Below are 17,806 nucleotides of genomic sequence, written 5' to 3' on the forward strand. Positions count from 1 at the left end.
AGCAAAAAGCCAGTCAAAATTTGACTGGCTTTTTTAGTATACAGAGTAATAAGTCTAATCGTGATCACTATCAACAGTAATAGGGCAGGTAAAACCATCAGGTTTAATGGCCAATAAATCACATTTGATATGGTCTATTAGTTGTTCTGCGGTATTCCCTAAGAAGGCTGCTGAAAGTCCCGTTCTTCCTAAAATACCTAAAACAACAATACCCGCATTTAACTCTTCACAAACTTGAGGAATAACTTGTTCTGGTAATCCTTCTTTTACATGTGTCTTTTCTTCAGGGATGCCGAATTTCTGACGAAGTTCTTTCATCGCAATAAGATGCTGACCACGAAGTGCATTGTTATAAAGATTAGGATCAAAATCAGGTAACTCAATCGCTATATTGATAGGTGCAACAGGGTAAGCGCTGAGTAGATGAACATCAGGATCTTTTTGTATGCGATGAGACAAATCAGTTGTCAATTCAATCAGTTTTAAGTTAAGTGCATCATGATACGATTCTTCATTTGATAAATTGGCTGCCACGACAATTGTGCCATATTCAGGCCACTCTTTATCTTTGACCATCCAAACAGGGCAAGGGCATTTTCTAAGCAGTTGCCAGTCAAGGGGGGTAAAAATAAGCGAGCCTAATTTGTCATGTTGGTGAGCCATTTTAATTAGCAAGTCATGTTGATGTGCAACGACTTCTTCAATAATTGCCTCATAAGGGCGATTATGCCAAATGACTTTTATATCAATCTCTATACCAGCTTCAAGGTAATAGCGTGCTTGTTGTTTGATCCAAGCTGCCTTTTGGCTGATAACACCTTTACGCATTGCATTACGTTCATCGGGAGATAAAAGGGTTGTCATGTCATAAGAGAGATCATAAACAGGTAGAAAAGCTTTTATCCGCCCACCATTACGCTGAACGATATAGACAGCACGGCGAAGTGCTGGTTGGTCATCTTGGTTAGGATCAATGACAACGAGAAGGTTTTGATATTTTTCCATTGTAATATCCTCTTTAGGGCTGGATTTATCCATCTACAATTTAAAGATAACCCAAGAAGATAAAATGCAATAGCACAAAATAGAAAACGGGGCACAAATTTGTGTGCCCCGTTATAAAATTAGCGAGTGAAATGTAACAGATTAAACTTCAGCTGACGAAGGAAGTTTACCAGCTAGTTCACTTAATAACGTACTATCTTCAATAGTAATGTATTTGCCTTTAACGCTTAACATGCCACTTTTCTGGAAGCGACCAAGTAAGCGACTAATCGTTTCTACGGTTAAACCTAAGTAATTACCGATATCACCACGAGTCATGGTTAAGCGGAATTCACGAGGCGAAAAACCACGCTGTGCGAAACGACGAGAGAGGTTATAAATAAAAGCAGCCAGACGTTCTTCTGCATTCTTTTTCGATAACAGTAAGATCATTTCTTGGTCGCCTTTGATTTCACCACTCATTAGGCGCATCATTTGTTGACGTAAGTTAGGCATTTTGCCTGACAGGTCATCCAACGTTTCGAAAGGAATTTCACAAACCATAGAGGTTTCTAAAGCTTGTGCGAAACTTGGGTGTTCAGTATTAATAATGGCGTCAAAACCAACCAAATCACCAGCAAGATGAAATCCTGTTATTTGCTCGTCGCCTTCTTCCGTAATGGTATAACTTTTAATTGTACCGGAACGTATGGCATAAAGTGATTTCAGCTCATCACCTGCTTTAAACAAGGTTTGACCTTTTTGGATGGGCTTTTTACGCTCGATAATATTATCGAGTTGATCAAGCTCATGCTCGTTTAAAGTAAACGGGATGCAGAGCTGGCTAATACTGCAATCCTGACAATGGATTGCACAACCGCCAGATTGGATTCGGCGAACGACGCGTTTTTCTGGGATCATAAGCTTGCTCATTACAAATAAAAATATTGATATGCGTCAATTTTAACACATATTGAAGTAATTAGTAAGGGAAATAACGGTACGTGTGGAAATAATTCTGAATGTAACAAAACAGGTATCTTGATAAAAACAATGTTTTGCTTAAAGGTTTATTTAGAACAATTTGCGCTAACCCTATACTCAATTGGTATATTATTCGATTTTCTGACGAAGTCATAGTGCTATTACTAAATTATCCGTGTCAAAAGCCAAAAATGAAGGGGTGCTTCAATATTTTCTATCTTTATATTGACATTTTATTTACGGCTTTATCTTATCTTTGTATTTTTTATGTATAACTCGTTATTTTTATAACAAAAAATTAGGAAAATCTAACTTAATGTATTTTTGATGCAACTTAATGCTACCTTGAGTTAGCTTTTCCTTATAAAAGATGGGGAAACTGCAAAGAAGTGCGGAAAATTGAAACATTCTATTACCTCTTTAGTGGTATTGATGTGCATCAATGATGGTTTACCACTATACCCTATCATTTTTACTAATGAGAGTTGTTATGTGAGAATGATAAGCTAATGAAAAAAATAGAAAAAAATAAGGAAAACAAAGGGATGATGTCGTTAAGTCGTCGCCACTTTGTTCAATCAAGTGCTGCATTAGTGACAGTGCCATTTTTCGCACGAAATGCACAAGCTAATGTAGATGAAAGTTTACCCATTGCAAAAATAAATGGAGAATCTTCTACTGTTGTTGCTACATGCAGTACTTTTGACTGTGGTGGTAAGTGTGATATTCGTGCACATATAAAGGAAGGTATTGTTACTCGTATTACTACGAGACCAGATAATGAATTAGATGAAGCCATGCCTGTTATGAGGGCATGTGTACGTGGACGAGGTTATCGCAAGTTTTCTTATCATGCTGATAGATTGAAATACCCAATGAAAAGGGTCGGCAAACGTGGTGAAGGTAAATTTGAACGTATTTCATGGGATGAGGCAACAACGCTTATTGCGGAAAATGTGACACGTTTAACGGAGAAACATGGTGCTGCAAGTCGTTTTTTAACAGTGAGCACAGCAGTAACAGGGGGGATCTTCTCTGGTGATACCATGATGAAGAAACTCTTTAATTTAACAGGAGGCTATCTTCCTTATTACCATTCAGTTAGCTTGGGTAACACCTTAAAAGTAACGCCTTATACTTATGGTATTGCAAAAACAGGTAGCTCTTTAGACACCCTTGAAGACACACCACTAGTGATCTTATGGGGTCATAACCCTAATGAAACCATTTTTGGGCATACTAACCATTATTTTCAAAAGATGAAAAACAATGGTACTAAATTTATTGTGGTCGATCCTCGTTATTCTGATACCGCCCAATCTCTTGCTGACCAATGGATACCGCTTTTACCAACAACCGATAATGCTTTAATGGATGCAATGATGTATGTCATTGTCACCGAAAATCTTCATGACAAATCTTTTATTGATAAATATGTTATTGGCTTTGATGAAGAGCATATGCCAGAAGGTGTTCCTGCTAATGAGTCTTTGGTCGCGTATTTGACAGGTAAAAAAGACGAAATAGAAAAAACACCTGAATGGGCAGAAAAAATTACTCGAGTACCTGCAAATACTATTCGCCAACTTGCACGTGAATATGCCATGACAAAACCTGCCGCCTTAATTCAAGGTTGGGGGCCTCAACGTCATATTTGTGGTGAACGCAGTGCCAGAGGCTCATCATTACTCGCCGCCATTACAGGAAACGTTGGTAAGAAAGGTGCGTGGGCAGCTGGATATGGTGGTATTGGTAACCGTCAATCTATTCGTGGTCCTAATATTGGCGAAAATCCAGTAAAAGCTAAAATCTCTATTATGAACTGGATGCAGGCTGTTGAATATGCAAGTAAAGTTCGTGTTGAAGATGGTCTTTTGGGTGTTGATAAACTCGATACCAATATCAAAATGATCTTCTCATTAGCGGGTAATTATTTAGTTAACCAAAATCCTGATGTGAATGCAGCTGCAAAATTATTAGCAGATGATTCAAAAGTAGAATTTATTGTTGTTAGTGATCTCTATTTGTCACCTTCTGCAAAATATGCCGATCTTGTTTTACCTGAAACCAGTTTTCTAGAACGTTGGAACATTGGTAATACATGGGGGACGGGTAACTATTTTCTTCTGTCTGAAAAAGTTATTGAACCCGCTTTTGAACGCCGTTCTGATTATGAGTGGATTACGGAAGTTGCTGAAAAAATGGGTGTAAAAGAAGCGTTCACTGAAGGTCGTAGTGAGAAAGAGTGGATTGCTCATCTTGTTGATACCAACAAAACACGTTTTGAAGACAGACCTGATTTTCCTAATTTTGACGAGTTACAAAAAACACGCCGTTATCTTTTTAAAGATAAACCTTTCGTTGCCTTTGAAAAAAACATCAGTGACTTTGAGAATAATCCATTCCCAACACCTTCAGGTAAAATTGAGATTTTTTCTAAACGTCTTTATGACATGAATAATCCGGATATTCCGGCGTTGTCTCATTATGTGCCAGCAATTGAAGGCCCAGAAGATAAGTTAACAGAAAAATATCCATTACAAATGTTGACTTGGAAAGGAAAAAATCGAGCTAACTCAACACAGTATGCTAATCCTTGGTTACAAGAAGCTCAACGTCAAGAGGCGTGGATAAATCCAATTGATGCTGAAAATAGAGGTATCAAAAATGGTGATATGGTGCGTATTTATAACGACCGCGGGATCACTGAGATCCCTGCATTAGTAACACAACGCATTATTCCTGGTGTTGTTGGTTTACAAGCTGGTGCTTGGTGGGCTCCCGATGAAAACGGCGTTGATCATGGGGGATGCCCTAACGTTTTAACATCGACACGAATGACACCATTAGCACATGGTAATTCACATTTAACTGTTTTAGTTGAGGTAACCAAAGCATGAGTGACTTTAAAGAATATGCACCGGTAAGTGATGAACAGCTCGGTTTCTTTATTGATTCATCTCGTTGTTCTGGTTGCAAAGCTTGCCAAGTAGCGTGTAAAGATAAAAATAATTTAGAAGTTGGTCGCCGTTTTCGCCGTATTTATGAAGTAAAAGGAGGCGGTTTTGCACCAACAGGGCAAGGTGGTCTGGTTAATAATGTGTTTGCATATACATTAACAATTTCTTGTAACCACTGCGAATCACCCGTTTGTGTGAAAAACTGCCCAACAACAGCAATGCACAAACGTGAAGGTGATGGCATTGTTCGTGTTGATACCTCTAAATGTGTAGGTTGTGGCTATTGCGCATGGTCATGCCCTTATGGCGCACCACAAATGAATGAAGAGACCGGACAAATGTCAAAATGTGATTTTTGTATTGATTTACTATCAGAAGGCAAAAATCCAATTTGTGTTGATACATGCCCGCTAAATGCGATTAAGTTTGGAAAAATTAAAGATCTAAGAGCGAAATATGGGCATTTAAGCCAAGTTCAAGGATTGCCTGACTTTACGATGACAAATCCAAATTTAGTTATCAAACCTCATACTGGTGCGACGAAAAAGGGAGGAGTTCAAGCATGAATGAATGGCCATTAGTGACCTTTACTTTATTCGTCCAGAGTTCTGTTGGCGTAACACTTTTTTCAGCTCTTTATTTTTGTTGGTTAGAAAAAGAGATTGGTAATCAAAGAGCCACGGTTGCTATGCGACCCGTGTTATTAACTGCCGCTATTTTAGGATGTTTAGGATTATTAGCATCAACACTACATATGGGATATCCATGGAATGCTTTTCATGCATTACGCCATATTTCTTCATCATGGTTGAGTCGTGAAATCATATTTGCTGCCGTTTATCTTGGTGCGTTATGCCTTTATACCTTAGTGGTTTTGATTAAAGGGCACATGAACAAAACTTTATTAGCGGTTATTGGTTTGCTTGGCATCATTGACATAATTTGTATGGCATCATTGTATTACAATACTTCGATGCTGACATGGATGCACATTAATACTTACTTTATGTTTATAGGCGCACTATTTTCAACAGGGGCGGCTATAGCGCTATTAATTACTGCACTTCGCGTTAAAGCCTTTATAAATAGTGAACTAGCAAAAAGAATTGTCATTAGTGCATTAGTCGTTATTTTTCTTGCAGTGACATTACGTATGGCGGAACAACCCTTTTATTTAGAATGGATGTCATCAGTCATTTCAACAAATGATGCAATAACGTTCCCTCATACGCCTATCATTGCGTATAATGAAACATTCAGATTAAGAATATCTGCATGGATTTTGTCAATTCTTGGTATGTTAATGATGGGATACAGTGTATGGAAATATCGTAATGCTGTATTTACTTCAGGATTGCGTATGGTGTTAGCAAGTAGCGCAACAATACTGGTTGCAGAAATTCTCAATCGTTTTGCATTCTTTATTGTAAAGTAGTGGAGTAGTGAAGTATGAGGCGTTTTATTAAGGTGGATCTTCCTCCTGAACCAATTATTAATGATAAATGTGTGAGAAAACGCCTCAAACAAAGCCTATGTGATAGTTGCTCTAAAGTTTGTCCTGTGGGCGCTATCACTTTTGCTCATTTAGATGTAAAAATAGACAATGAACGCTGTTTTCAATGTGGCAATTGTCTATTTACTTGTCCCGTTGATGCGATAGAAAATATCGCGCCTCATGAAAGAACATATCAAGATAATTACCTTGTTGTTAATCATGATGAACCATTAGCAAGCACAGAAGAATTGTTAGTGTGGCACCGCCAATATCAAATTAGAGGAATGAAGATAGCACAGCCTTTAGTGGATAAATGGCTTCCTGTTTTAGCCAACTTAAATCTTCAATTAAAAACATTACAAGAGCCTATTTGGCAATTAATTATCACAGAACCTACTGATATTGATAGTGGGCGCCGCTTTATGCTTTTTCGTCAAAAACTAGATGAAAAACCACTTAATAAAGATCAAGTAAGAACAGGATTAAATGCAAGAAAACAACTTTATCCAGAAGACAGTTGGTTTCAAATTCAGTTAGATACCGAAACGTGTATTCTTTGTTCCGCATGTGCAAAGGTCTGTGATGAAGGTGCGATTGAACTTGAAAATAATATATTCACGCTTGATGAAAAACGTTGCACTGGTTGTATGAGTTGTGAAGTGGTTTGTTTTCCTAAATCTATTCATGTTAAAGAACATGTCGCTAAAAATAATGAACCCATTCTTTATCACTATTATGAAGCCCACTGTGAAAAATGTCGGTTAGCTTTCTTATCATGGAAATCTGACGCAACATTATGCCCGATTTGCATACAACATCAGAAGCAAGGTTGGTTATAATCTCTCAAATACACTTAGATTATTTATTGCTGGATAATCGACTATCCTGATTAAAATGAGAAACAGCGTGTTGATTTTGTTTATTTATCATTAAATACGAGAGTGATTAAATAAAATGGGAGCCTATGATGAATACTGTTTTACCTGCGGATATGTTAGAGATTGCCATTACAGAGCCTGGCGGTATAGATAAATTAAAACCCCAACGATCACCGATACCTACACTTCCTCCTCATTATCTTTTAATTAAAGTTGCCGCCTCAGGTGTTAATCGACCTGATATCTTTCAAAGGCAGGGAAGCTATCCGCCACCAGCAGATGCTTCACCTATTCCAGGCCTTGAAGTTGCTGGAGAAGTTGTCGCATTAGGGGACGGTTGCACTAAATGGCAATTAGGAGATAGAGTTTGTGCATTAGTTGCTGGAGGTGGTTACGCTCAATATTGTATTGCACATGAAGACATTGCATTACCGTCAATGAATTTAACGGATATTGAAGCCGCTGCATTACCTGAAAATGTTTTTACTGTTTGGGCTAATTTATTTCAGTTAGGGAAGCTAAAACAGGGGGAATCTGTTCTGATTCATGGTGGAACGTCAGGAATTGGATCAACGGCTATAATGCTTGCTCACACAATAGGTGCAACAGTCTATACAACGGTAGGCTCTGAAGAAAAAGCTGCCGTAGCACGTGATCTCGGCGCTGATTATGTCATCAATTATAAACAAGCCGATTTTGCTAAGGAAATTCCTATCTTAACTGAAGGGAAAGGTGTTGATGTTATTCTTGATATTATTGGTGGGGATTACGTAGAAAAGAATTATCAAGTTGCCAGTAAATTTGGGCGCGTTATACAAGTGGGTATGATGAAAGGAATGCCTAAAAATTTAAATATGATGCCAATGATGATTAAGCGTTTAATTCATACTGGTTCAACGATGCGATCTCGCTCAATAGAAGAGAAAGCACAAATAGCTCAAGAACTAAAACAGCAAGTGTGGCCACTTATAGCTGAAGGAAAAATCAAACCCATGATTAATGCTATTTTTCCATTAAAAGAAGTGGGGAAAGCACATAAATTAATGGAGTCTGGTGATTTGATTGGTAAAGTGATGCTTGAAACTTTGTCTTATAACGAAAAAGAGTAAAATTAAGGGTGTTTGAAACTTATTTGATATAAGAGCCAGAACTTATTTTACTTTCTAAAAAACGAATATTCCGAAAAACACATGTCCATATTTCATGTGTTTTTTTATATATTGAAGAAAAAATAAATAACATTTAAATAAACAAATTCTTATTTTAGATAAGTAATTCAATATCTGTTCTTTTTAATAGCAGTTAAGCGATAGAAATATTCATTAATTCTTATTAAGGTAGATTTAAGTATCGACCTTAGCAAAAATAATATCACATTTATAGTAATATAACTTAAATCAAAATTGATAATAAATTAAAGAAACTAACAAATAAAGCTAAATCATTTATCATCAAAACATCATTTAATTAAATCAAATTAGAAAAATATTAACTGATATCAATAAAATAAAGAAGATTCTTACTCATCATGTAGTATATCATTTGAATAAAGATTAATTATTGACGATTAATAAACACAATTCTCATTAAAACAGATAATAAAAATTTATATATAGGTGCGATGATGGCAAATTACAAACAAACCTGTCTGAGTGCTACAGAACGTGTATACCATACCCGAACCATTGATACTCTCACATGTTATTACCGAGAGATGATAAATATACTAATGGATAGTGAGTATTCTTTTCCTAAAGCAAATAAAATGAAAAGAAATAATAGCGAGAGTTTAGACGCTAAAATAAAAAGTAACACTATTGAAAAAAAAGCAGTAGATAATGCTTATGAAAGTATTTTAGAGCCTTTAAGGCAGCAAAATAATTATAATCAATCTGATATTGAACCTTATTTTTCCCATCATCATTCTCAAGTGATGCAATTGGCGAAATTCGGTTATCTTTCCGCATTAGCATACAATTCAGATAATGTTTTTAATAACCACTCCCCCTTATTAAAAGAACAAGAAAAGAAAATTACAGATGATCTCTGTAGATTAATCGGTTTCTCATCAGAAGAAGCATTTGGCCATATCACAACAAGCCACACTCTTGCTTGCTATGAAATATTATGGGCGCTCAGAAATTTAAAGACATTACCTATGGCAATTGCTCGTCACCCAAAATCACGCGATTTAGTTGCAGATAAAAAAGCCTTTGAGTTATTCAATATGTCTGTTACGGATATTTTAGCAATCAGCGAACAACTCAATGAGCGTGGGATTTTTGATGATGTTAGCCATTTAACATGCCGAGGAACGGGCATGACAAAAACAATGCATTTAGGAAAATTGCTTGTTCCAGTTTCCCGTTTTGAATTTTGGAAAAAAGCAATGGATATACTTGGTTTAGGGTATGACAACCTTATCGCATTGCCTATTGATGAAACATTTAAAACTGATATTGAAAAAACACGTAGTATTGTTTTTCGTTTGATTGAACAAGGTGAGCCCATTCTAGGCGTTATAGGAATATTAGGTGCACCGTCTTATGGCTGTGTTGATAAGTTAAAACCACTTTTTGAATTAAGAAAAGAGTGCGAGGAAAAATACAATAATTCATTTTACATTCATATTGATGCTTCGCAATTTGGTTATATGAAAAGCTTATTTCTTGATGATAATTATGATCTTATCCCTTATCAGACTTTATGTAAGAAATTAAAGAAAGAAGCCCCATTACTCGAGTTGACACCTGAAATATATGAAAGCATTACACAACTTTCTCTTGCCGATTCAGTTTCTTTTGAACCATTTCAAGCTGGATTTTCACCATATCCTACTGGTGTAGTCTGTATTAAAGATGCACGTATTAGTCGTTTTTTAAGCAATCCCCCTAAATTATGTCCAGAACAAGACGATGATGTTCCTGAAATTGATGGTATTCAATCCGCACCAGCGGTAGCGTCAATGTGGAGTGTGCATCAACTTTATCCTTTTACTTCATCTGGATATGGAAGATATGCACAAATTCAATGGGAAACACGCATCAAACTTGAGCAGTTTTTTAATCAAGCAGCTGCTTTCGAAAAAGAAGGTGAGCACTATTATATTCGTGTTTTATCTGCATCTGACTTTAATAAACTAAATTTTGCTATTGTAAAGAAAGGAAATAAGGATCTAGAAGCACAAAATAATCTTAATAAAACAATCTATGAAAACTTGGTGATAAAAAGCCATCATAAACAAGATTTAAGTTTATTAACGCTTTGTGCTCGCAATAGCGATGATGCGCCCGTGCAGTTTTGTTCTGAGTGTGGTTTTGATAACAATGAGTGGGAAACTATCAAACACTTAAACTTGCTGCAGCTTACTATAAAAAATACTGAAATCTGTGATGAACAACAAATTGAGGCAGGATATCAATATATTAAGAAAGTCGTTTTGTCCGCATTAGACAAGTAACAATATTTCGCTTTTGTTATATTTTCTCAAATTGAAATAAATTTTGTTAAAAAGCGAAGTAGTGGGTTATTACTCATTATCTTCGCTTTTTAATAGATAAAGGTGACATTGTCACTTATCGTATTCTAAATATCTTTTATTGTTCTGTGTGCATTTTAAGCTAAAAGTGCCTGTTTTTTATTCCTCTTTATTAATAATCTTCTTTTATTTTCATCGATAGCACATAAGAGCAAATTAGAGAATGATAATCATTCATAATTAAGCTCGTGCCTGAATAATATAATCATAGATAAATCATATTGTTAATAAGATAATCGATTTAAATGCGTATTTAGATATATCTAAAACTTGATCATTTAGATATATCGGATTATATTGCACGGTATAAATTCGATATATCTAAAACAATGAGGGAATATTTATGATGATTCGAGCATTAAACTCACTATATCAACAACGTGCTGAAAATGGTGAATATGGTCATGGTCACGGAAAAGGGCGTTGCGGTGGTAAAGGTAAACATAACCGACACCAAGAAAATCATGGTGAGCATTGTTGTCATGGTGAGCATAGTCATGCACACGAAGGTCGCGGTGAGTGTTGTCATGGTGGACATGATCATGGACACGAAGGTCGTGGTGAATGTTGTCATGGTGAACATCGTTCTGATGGACATGGAAAGCAACGTGGCCGTGGATGCGCTGGTAGGGGGAAAGGGCAAGGTCGCCAGTTAAAACGTATGTTTGATCATGGTGATTTACGCGTTCTGCTACTTAGTATGATCTCGAAAAAGCCAAGTCATGGTTATGAAATTATTAGAGAAATAGATGAGGCTTCTTCAGGATTATATGTACCTAGCCCTGGTGTGATTTATCCAACGTTAACACTACTTGAAGAGCAAGATTTATTAGTTGCTACGATTGCTGAAAAAGGTCGTAAAAACTACAGCATTACATCTGAAGGTGCTGCATTTTTAGCAGAACATCAAGATATAGATGCCAATATCCAAAGAAAACTGGCTTATGCGAGAGATTTGTCTCAAAACGCGGGTGGTGTTTCTGAGGAAATTGAATCTGCTGTTGGTAAATTAAAAGCAGTTTTACGCCATAAATTAGTGTTAAAAGAGCTCTCTGTGGAAAGAGCTGGACGTATTGCTTCTATTCTTAATGAAGCAGTTGAGAAAATTGAAGCTATCAATGAGGCATTGATCTCAGAGGAAAGGGAAGATGAATAAAGCAGATACTCGGTTACAAAATTCAAGAAGAAATAATGAAATAGATAAAGAAGATTTGGAAAACAATCCAGCAGTAAAAGAACAAATTTGCCCGAAAATGCCGGTTTCTTATTTTCGTAGAGCATTACGTAAACCAGGCAGAATATAATAATAATGGACAGAGGTTATAATGATATAATCTCTGTCACTTTCCCCTCTATTATGCAATTTCTCTCCATTTATCACCTTATAAAATATATTCTAAATATCAAAACGTCTCATTCCTGATAAAACATTTCTTATCTCTATTTACCTGTAATACATCATTTTTTGATGGGTGGTTACATTGATTTTCTCTGGTTATTGTACTGACCTCAAAAAAATCACAAATGATTGTGGAAATGTTCCACATTAGCGATTATTTTATTTAGATTAGTGAACCCATTATAAAATTTGAAAACGAAAACCAGAGATATGTTTGAAATAATAAATTAAATACCGAATAAAAATAATAAACGTTTGTAAGTACTTAAACGAGAATAAGTACCTTTGCTCAAACGTAGCCTTACTTATGATGTTGGAAGATAATCAACATATCGGTTTATTTATTATTAAGAATATAAATAATGATGCGAATAACTGATTGATATTTATAAAAATATTATCTAATCACTATAACAATACGCTCATCAGATAGAGCAATCGACCAACAACTAAATTGATTGCTATGCATTTGCCGTACCTGTTAAGCCAACATTTGCTAACTTAGGAATATTCGAATGAAAGTTAAAGCATTATCTGCTGTGATAAGTTTAATCCTTACCGCGCCATTATGTGCAAACGCACAAACCGATATAAGTGCAATTGAAGCAAGGTTAAATGTACTTGAACAACGAGCAACCGCCGCTGAAGCTAGAGCCGCAGCAGCAGAACAAAAAGCGGCTCGCCTTGAGCAATTAATTAATTCCAACAGCTTATCTCAAGAAAAGAAAGCATCAAATAATGTTACAAACGTCAACATGGAGCAACGCGTTGCTCTATTAGAAAAGCAATCTGATGAGGCTCAAGCCAAAGTAGATATAACACAAACTCAACTTAATGAAATCCAGCAAAAACAATCAGCTCAGCTTGCTAGTACGAAAAGTAAAGACGGCACAGGTTTTTTCTCTACCAATACAAATTGGGGTGATCTCAAATTATATGGTGACGTTGAATATAATATTGATGCAGCTAGTAAGAAAGGGCAACTAACATCGATGAGAATGATGCCCGGTAATCAAAAAGATTTTGATGATAATGAAAAATGGTCACTTAATGGGCGTATTTTAATTGGTGTGGATGGTGAACGAGAATTAAAAAACGGTAATTATGCTGGTTTCCGGGTTCAGCCTATGGCTGACATGACAGGTAAAATGAATCTCGATGATGCTGTTTTCTACTTTGGGCAACGTGATAAATGGCAATATAAAATTGGTCGCTATGAAGCTTATGACATGTTCCCTCTAAACCAAGATACATTTGTTGAGTATTCAGGTAATACAGCAAATGATTTATATGGTGATGGCTTTGGCTATATCTATATGATGAAAGAAGGACGCGGTCGTAGTAGCGATGGTGGTAGTATGATGATTAATACATACTATAACGACTGGTATTTTGAGCTAAATGCTTTAGTTGAAGATGGAACTTCTGTTTTTAAAGATGGTGAGTATCATGGGCGTAAACTTGATAATCGTAAAAATGTTATTTACATGCGGCCTGTTGTTGCATGGCAAAAAGATAACTTCACGATTGCGGGAGCAATAGATGCGAATGTGATAAGCAAAGCTTATGGCTATGATGATGAAAATGGAAAATTCCAAGATCAGTCACGACGTACAGGTTATGGCTTAACTGTAAAATGGGACACTTTAGCTGATGATCCTATTAACGGTATTGTTGCAAATTTAAGTGCTGCTTATCTCGACGCTAAAGATGAAAATGATTTTTCTATTGGTAGTAATGTGTTGTGGCGAAAATTTCAACTTGGTTATATTTATGCTCATAATGATATTAAAGCTTACTATCAAAAAAGCGGAAACGGCAGTGGTCAAAATGACACCTATTTAACACTTAATCCTGGAAAGTACAATATCAACACAGTATTTGCTTCTTATGAATTACCTAATATTTTAGATATGGATAATTTCAAGACTTATTTAGGTGCTTATTATTCACATATAGATGGCAAAGATGATATTAATGTACATAGTAGTGATAAAGATCGTTATGGGGCTCGTGTCCGCTTTAAGTATCTATTTTAACTCTATTTTTAATACTTATAGTTAGAGATTGATTTATATAAAGACTTCAAGATACTGAGTATTGTTGGTTAATTGAAGTCTTTATTTTTTATATAGTTTGCATCGTTGTTGGAGCTAGATAGCTGATTTTTCTCGTGCTATTGTTTTATTTCCTGCGGTAATCAGTTTAACGTTTATAGACGTTTAACTAGCGTATTATGGGTGATATTTATCAGGAAACAATTCAATGCCTTTCTATATACAAAGCAGTAATTTAAATATCGACAAGACCTATAAGAAAAATAGAATAAAAACACTATTAATAGGCTTATCCTTAATTCCTTCATTTGGGTTTGCTCATGATCTTTCTCAATTACCACAAAAGGAACGCGTAGCTTACTTTACGCAAGCCCAGCAAGCAGGGATCACCGGTGTGGCAATTAAAACCAAACCTGTTCTAGCAAGACCCGCGAAAGAAGGTGAGATCATCATAACTATAATTAAAGGTGAAGGGATTGAAACAATTTCAGAACCCGCAAAAGTAGGAGATTGGGTAGTACAAAATATTTGTCCAGAAACAGGTAATGAGGAGATCTTGGTAAGAAAAACCAAATTCGCTCAACGTTATAATATCGCAGAGAAAAGTGAAATTAATTTAGCGTCTTATCCTAGTAATTATCGGCCTTTTACTCCAAAGGGGATCGAAATGAATTACTTTATTATACCGGATTCTACACCTCCATTTGCAATGAAGGCGCCTTGGGGAGAATTGCAACGTTTTCAATCGGGCGATGCTGTTGTGCAATCCACAATAGATAGTCAAGATATTTACCGTATTCAAAAGGCAGCATTTGAGTGTACTTATACTATCCTTAAACCTGCTAAATTAGCACAATAATATTAAACTAATCTCTGGTAGATTGAATTATTATTTTTATAATTCATTATGTTATAATCATATCGCCATTTAAGGCAAAGATGTTAAATAGAGAGAGTAGTTGATAGTAAGTAAGGCATATTGCATGGTTGTTTAATTGCATTAATAGCTACATTTAGTTAACCTATCTCTATCAATTTCTTCAACTCATTAGGTAAAACCTATTGAACTGATAGTAGGAATGTATTAGCTATTCTCAAGTGGAATAGGTACATTAGTTCCCATACCAAACAGGAGGAAATACAATGTCTTTAATTAATACCCCAATCAAACCATTCAAAAACATGGCATTTAAAGACGGTCAATTCGTAGAAGTGACTGAAAAGGACGTCGAAGGAAAATGGAGCGTTTTCTTCTTTTACCCTGCAGACTTCACTTTTGTGTGCCCAACCGAATTAGGTGACTTAGCTGATCATTATGCTGAGTTCCAAAAAATGGGCGTAGAAATTTATTCAGTTTCTACCGATACACATTTTACCCATAAAGCATGGCACAGCAGTTCAGAAACTATCGGTAAAATCAAATATGGCATGATTGGCGATCCAACTGGTGCATTAACTCGTAACTTTGAAAATATGCGTGAGAACGAAGGTCTTGCAGACCGCGGTACTTTCGTTGTTGACCCACAAGGTATTATCCAAGCAATTGAAATTACTGCTGAAGGTATTGGCCGTGATGCATCAGACCTGCTGCGTAAAGTTAAAGCGGCTCAGTATGTAGCTAGCCACCCAGGCGAAGTTTGCCCAGCAAAATGGAAAGAAGGTGATGCAACTTTAGCTCCATCACTGGATTTAGTTGGCAAAATCTAAATAAGAATTAAGCCACTAAAAAAGTTATTTATCGGGTGTTTCGGCACCCGATTTTATTGAGGGTGCAAAAATGTTAGATAATAATTTAAAAGCTCAATTGAAAGCTTATTTAGAACGATTAACTCAGCCAGTTGAGTTAGTAGCAACATTAGACGACAGTAAACATTCAGCTGATATTCAAGCGCTATTAAAAGAAATCGAACCATTATCCGATAAAGTCACTTATCGTGAAGATAATAACGCTGATGTGCGTAAACCATCTTTTCTTATTACTAACCCAGGAAAAGAAACGGGTGTTCGCTTTGCTGGTTCGCCATTAGGCCATGAATTTACTTCATTAGTTTTAGCTTTGCTACAAACTGGCGGTCACCCATCAAAAGAAGCGCAAGAATTACTTGAACAAATTCGTCAGTTAGACGGTGAGTTTCATTTCGAAACCTATTATTCGCTCTCTTGTCATAACTGCCCAGATGTTGTTCAGGCATTAAACTTAATGGCGATTTTAAATCCGAAGATCACACATACTGCGATTGACGGAGGCATGTTCCAAAATGAAATTCAGGAACGTAATATCATGGGCGTTCCTGCTGTATTCTTAAATGGCAACGAGTTTGGTCAGGGTCGTATGACCTTAGCTGAAATCGTTAACAAAGTAGACAGCAATGCAGAAAAACGTACTGCAGAATTGTTAAACCAAAAAGATGCATTTGATGTATTAATTGTGGGAAGTGGCCCTGCGGGTGCGTCGGCAGCTGTTTATTCAGCTCGTAAAGGTTTGAATACTGGCCTTATTGGTGAACGTTTTGGTGGTCAAGTTCTTGATACTGTTGATATTGAAAACTATATCTCAGTACCAAAAACTGAAGGTGCAAAACTTGCAGGTGCTTTAAAAGCCCATATTGATGATTACCAAGTGGATGTGATTGATAGCCAAACAGTCAGTCGTTTAATTCCTGGCGCATCAGAAGGGGAATTACACCAAATTGAAACAGCATCAGGTGCGCTTTTAAAAACCCGTAGCTTAATTATTGCCACAGGTGCTCGCTGGAGAAATATGAATGTTCCCGGTGAAAATGAGTACCGTACTCGCGGTGTAACTTATTGTCCACACTGTGATGGTCCACTATTTAAAGGTAAAAGAGTTGCTGTTATTGGTGGTGGTAACTCAGGTGTTGAAGCGGCAATTGACTTAGCTGGCTTGGTTGAACACGTAACAGTATTAGAATTCGCTCCAGAAATGAGAGCCGATGCGGTATTACAGAAAAAACTGCGTAGCTTAAGCAATGTAGAGGTTATCTTAAATGCCCAAACTACAGAAGTGTATGGCGATGGTACTAAATTAACCGGTCTCAAATATAAAGATCGCACCAATGATTCTATGCACGATATTGCGCTAGCCGGTATTTTCGTGCAAATCGGCTTATTACCTAATACACAGTGGTTAGAAGGTACCGTTGAGCGTAATAAGATGGGCGAAATTATTGTTGATGCTCGCGGTGAAACCAATATTAAAGGTGTATTTGCTGCGGGTGACTGTACAACAGTACCTTATAAGCAAATCATCATTGCTGCAGGTGAAGGTGCAAAAGCCTCACTTAGCGCCTTTGATTACTTGATTCGCACGAGTGCAAAGAATTAAAAATTAGTTATTAGTATTGCTAGCATTGTATGTAAAAAGCATCTCATATTGAACTGCACCCCAAAAGTTGGACACCAACTTTGGGGTGTTTTTCTATGGCTAAATATTCTCTTGATTTTAAACTAAATGTGATTAATTTTTATCTCAAAGGCAATAGTCGTCTAT

14 protein-coding genes are annotated in these 17,806 nt (G+C 36.4%); 12 read left to right on the forward strand and 2 right to left on the reverse strand.

All coding sequences use genetic code 11. The features are described from left to right. Positions 1 to 54: 54 nt before the first annotated feature. Both uspE and CUB63_RS02955 read right to left on the reverse strand, forming a co-directional pair. The gene (gene uspE / locus CUB63_RS02950) at positions 55 to 1,005 is read right to left on the reverse strand and encodes a universal stress protein UspE (protein WP_072063983.1); all 951 of its coding nucleotides are present in this window, start codon (positions 1,003 to 1,005) and stop codon (positions 55 to 57) included. Positions 1,006 to 1,146: 141 nt separating this feature from the next. Then, positions 1,147 to 1,905: an FNR family transcription factor gene (locus CUB63_RS02955; protein ID WP_036936742.1), complete on the reverse strand. Its 759-nt coding sequence runs from the start codon at positions 1,903 to 1,905 to the stop codon at positions 1,147 to 1,149. 572 nt (positions 1,906 to 2,477) lie between these two features. Here CUB63_RS02955 and CUB63_RS02960 point away from each other — a divergent pair. The 12 genes from CUB63_RS02960 to ahpF all read left to right on the forward strand — a co-directional run bounded on the left by CUB63_RS02960 (position 2,478) and on the right by ahpF (position 17,641). After that, positions 2,478 to 4,868, forward strand: coding sequence for a DMSO/selenate family reductase complex A subunit (locus CUB63_RS02960; RefSeq protein ID WP_109847411.1), 2,391 nt, complete (start codon positions 2,478 to 2,480; stop codon positions 4,866 to 4,868). After that, positions 4,865 to 5,494 (forward strand): DMSO/selenate family reductase complex B subunit, encoded by a 630-nt coding sequence (locus tag CUB63_RS02965; protein WP_072063982.1) that lies wholly within the window; start codon positions 4,865 to 4,867, stop codon positions 5,492 to 5,494. The genes CUB63_RS02960 and CUB63_RS02965 overlap by 4 nt, the downstream gene beginning before the upstream one ends. Next, positions 5,491 to 6,363, forward strand: coding sequence for a dimethyl sulfoxide reductase anchor subunit family protein (locus CUB63_RS02970; RefSeq protein WP_109847412.1), 873 nt, complete (start codon positions 5,491 to 5,493; stop codon positions 6,361 to 6,363). Before CUB63_RS02965 ends, CUB63_RS02970 begins: the two co-directional genes overlap by 4 nt. 14 nt (positions 6,364 to 6,377) lie before the next feature. Then, positions 6,378 to 7,262: a 4Fe-4S binding protein gene (locus tag CUB63_RS02975; RefSeq protein ID WP_109847413.1), complete on the forward strand. Its 885-nt coding sequence runs from the start codon at positions 6,378 to 6,380 to the stop codon at positions 7,260 to 7,262. A 128-nt stretch (positions 7,263 to 7,390) separates the two neighbouring features. Beyond that, positions 7,391 to 8,410 carry an NAD(P)H-quinone oxidoreductase gene (locus CUB63_RS02980; protein ID WP_006536671.1) on the forward strand — a complete coding sequence of 340 codons (1,020 nt, stop codon included), beginning with the start codon at positions 7,391 to 7,393 and terminating at the stop codon, positions 8,408 to 8,410. 515 nt (positions 8,411 to 8,925) lie between these two features. After that, complete coding sequence (locus CUB63_RS02985; protein ID WP_109847415.1) at positions 8,926 to 10,761, forward strand: tyrosine decarboxylase; 1,836 nt, start codon at positions 8,926 to 8,928, stop codon at positions 10,759 to 10,761. 421 nt (positions 10,762 to 11,182) lie between these two features. Then, positions 11,183 to 11,995 carry a PadR family transcriptional regulator gene (locus CUB63_RS02990; RefSeq protein ID WP_006536675.1) on the forward strand — a complete coding sequence of 271 codons (813 nt, stop codon included), beginning with the start codon at positions 11,183 to 11,185 and terminating at the stop codon, positions 11,993 to 11,995. After that, entirely contained in the window at positions 11,988 to 12,143 is a 156-nt protein-coding gene (locus CUB63_RS17545; protein ID WP_006536676.1) for a hypothetical protein, read from the forward strand. The genes CUB63_RS02990 and CUB63_RS17545 overlap by 8 nt, the downstream gene beginning before the upstream one ends. Before the next feature lie 610 nt (positions 12,144 to 12,753). Continuing rightward, positions 12,754 to 14,277 carry a carbohydrate porin gene (locus CUB63_RS02995; protein ID WP_109847416.1) on the forward strand — a complete coding sequence of 508 codons (1,524 nt, stop codon included), beginning with the start codon at positions 12,754 to 12,756 and terminating at the stop codon, positions 14,275 to 14,277. Positions 14,278 to 14,503: 226 nt separating this feature from the next. Then, entirely contained in the window at positions 14,504 to 15,154 is a 651-nt protein-coding gene (locus CUB63_RS03000; RefSeq protein ID WP_202608111.1) for a hypothetical protein, read from the forward strand. Positions 15,155 to 15,438: 284 nt separating this feature from the next. Then, complete coding sequence (gene ahpC, locus CUB63_RS03005) at positions 15,439 to 16,002, forward strand: alkyl hydroperoxide reductase subunit C (protein WP_006536680.1); 564 nt, start codon at positions 15,439 to 15,441, stop codon at positions 16,000 to 16,002. Positions 16,003 to 16,072: 70 nt separating this feature from the next. After that, positions 16,073 to 17,641: an alkyl hydroperoxide reductase subunit F gene (ahpF, locus tag CUB63_RS03010; RefSeq protein ID WP_109847417.1), complete on the forward strand. Its 1,569-nt coding sequence runs from the start codon at positions 16,073 to 16,075 to the stop codon at positions 17,639 to 17,641. Positions 17,642 to 17,806 lie beyond the last annotated feature (165 nt).

It is taken from the genome of Proteus penneri, from assembly GCF_003144535.1.
Lineage (GTDB): Bacteria > Pseudomonadota > Gammaproteobacteria > Enterobacterales > Enterobacteriaceae > Proteus > Proteus penneri.